Consider the following 2,525-nt stretch of genomic DNA (forward strand, 5'->3'; position numbering starts at 1 on the left):
TCAATGGCGTACATCGTGTGCTGGCGTTGTTTGCGCCGCCGATAGATCCTGGTATGCTGGTGCGCGCCGCCGCCGCCGGTTTGGATATCAGCGCGGTGACCAGCATGCTGAATGCGCCGTTGCCATTATACCGTTTCCGTGTGATTTTGCAAAAAGCCAGTGAACTTGCAGAACAGGTGAAAGCCACCGGCGCAGCCCTGTTGTCTGCTTTGGAAAAGAAAGACAATGAAGCATTGGCCCTGTTAAGAGCCGGAGAAGAAATAAAATTACAGCAACAATTATTATTGATCCGGCAGGTACAGGTAGAAGAGGCGACCCAGTCGATCGAAGCATTGCGGAAATCGAAGGCGATTTCCCAGAAAAAATACGATTACTATAGCAGCCGTGATTTTATGAATGGCTGGGAAATAGCACAGGCGGGTATTTCAGCAGGAGCTATTATATCTGAAATAGTAGCGACCGTACTGGATGCGACTTCCGGAGGTACCCATATGATACCGATTATCACCGGTGGTGGTGCGGGCTTTGGCGGATCACCGGTAGTCACTGTATCTTTTGGTGGTAACAATGTGGGTAGTTCTACCGGTCAATTTGGTACCCTGTTCCGTGGCATCGCAGGTATCCTGCATTCCACTTCCAGTCTCATTGGTAACATAGGTGCGTATCAGCGTAGAATGGACGAATGGGGCTTGCAGAAAGACATGGCTTCCCTGGAACTGGAACAGATGGATCAACAAATAGTAGTGGCAGATATCCGCAAGGATATTGCTGTTAAAGAAACCACTACCCAACAGCTACGGATACAACAGGCGCAGGAAGTAAATACCTTCATGACCAGTAAGTACACTAACAAAGACCTGTATGCCTGGATGACGGGGCAGATCAGTACCCTGTACTTCCAATCATACCAGCTGGCCTTCGCGATGGCTAAACAAGCGGAACAATGCTACCAGTTTGAACTGGCAGCCAACAGCAATGTGATTCAGTATAACTACTGGGACACTATGAAAAAAGGATTACTGTCCGGCGAGCGACTCCTGCTGGATGTAAAACGACTGGAATCAAATTATCTTCATAATAATCAACGGGAATTTGAACTGACCAAAAATATTTCAGTGGCAGCGCTGTCGCCCGAAGCCCTGTTGCAGTTGCGTAATACAGGTCAGTGCGACATCAATATTCCGGAAATGTTGTTCGACATGGATTATCCGGGTCATTATCTGCGTCGGATAAAAACTATTTCTGTGAGTATCCCTTGTATCAGTGGACCGCTGGTAACGGTGTCCTGTACACTGTCGCAGGTCAGCAACAAATACCGCAGGAATACACAATTGAATCCTGCAGGAGCAGATGCGTATGATAAATACGTGGAAAAAGCGGGAGGCGACGACCGTTTTACCTACAACCTGGGAGCCATTCAATCTATTGGCACCAGCCATGGGCAAAATGATACGGGGTTGTTTGAACTAAGTTTTCATGACGACAGGTACCTGCCTTTTGAGGGTACCGGCGCCATCAGCTCCTGGCACCTGGAAATGAATGATCCCGCTTCGCTGGCACAATTCGATTACCAGAGTATTACAGACGTGATCCTGCAGATCAGTTATACTTCCCGGCAGGGTGGTGGCTTGTTTAAAAAGGAAACAACAGACTACCTGAAGCTGCTGTTTAAGAAAATAGTAGACAGCGTGCCGGCAGCCGGCCTTTTCCGGATGTTTGATATGCGGCATGAAATGTCCGATAACTGGTACGCCTTTATGAATGCTGGCGGTACTTTCAGCGGAAGTCTGACCAAAGCAGGATTACCTTACTTTACGCAGAACAGTGCGATTAAGGTAACGGTACAAAGCGTAGCATTGTTTGTACTTACCAGCAACAGTGGCAACCTGATGGTATCCGTTAATGGTGCAGCTGCACAGGCGATGACCAAGAATGCCGCTAAGTTTGGTACGCAGATCCAACTGATAGATCCGGTTAGTGCGATTACAGGCACGTTGAAACTGGCCAGTGATCACATCGACTATAGTTTTGCTGTCCAGAACTTTGCGATGGTAAAAGGAACTATTGCGGGTGCATGGCTGGTATTGAATTATACGATGGAATAGCGCTATATCGTTGAAGGGGCTGTTGCAGTTGATGCGGCAGCCCTTTCCTATTGCATGGACTTGTCAAGTTTAAAATACAACACCCGGGCTTTTGAAATAATGTAAATAATTTATAACTTGGGTTGTTGCGCTAAGCTGATAAAAATATATTACATAAGACCCATTTGCTTCGTCAATTAGTTAATACAGACTGATATTTCCCAACTCCTCTTTATTATATACAGCTATGAAAAGAAAGAAATTATTTGCGATATCTTTTTTGCTATTAGCAATAGCCTCAGCTAAGATTGCCAATGCGCAAACTTTTACAGCATTACTCTTTCCGGAGGGAAAGGTGTGTTTCAAAGTTAAAACTCCGGGGCTTTTTCTCTACCTCTCTTCAAATGGTATTATCACCAATTACGATGCTGCAGCAAATGG

The 2,525-nt window shown here is 46.1% G+C and carries 2 protein-coding genes; both read left to right on the plus strand.

Translation table 11 applies throughout. The features are described 5' to 3' along the window. The coding region (locus VIP81_RS03960; protein ID WP_331957181.1) for a hypothetical protein at positions 1-2,105 on the plus strand (2,105 nt) is incomplete at its 5' end. A 226-nt stretch (positions 2,106-2,331) separates the two neighbouring features. Beyond that, positions 2,332-2,525: hypothetical protein (locus VIP81_RS03965; RefSeq protein ID WP_331957182.1), on the plus strand; the 194-nt coding region annotated here is incomplete at its 3' end.

The organism is Chitinophaga sp. (genome assembly GCF_036566945.1).
GTDB lineage: Bacteria > Bacteroidota > Bacteroidia > Chitinophagales > Chitinophagaceae > Chitinophaga.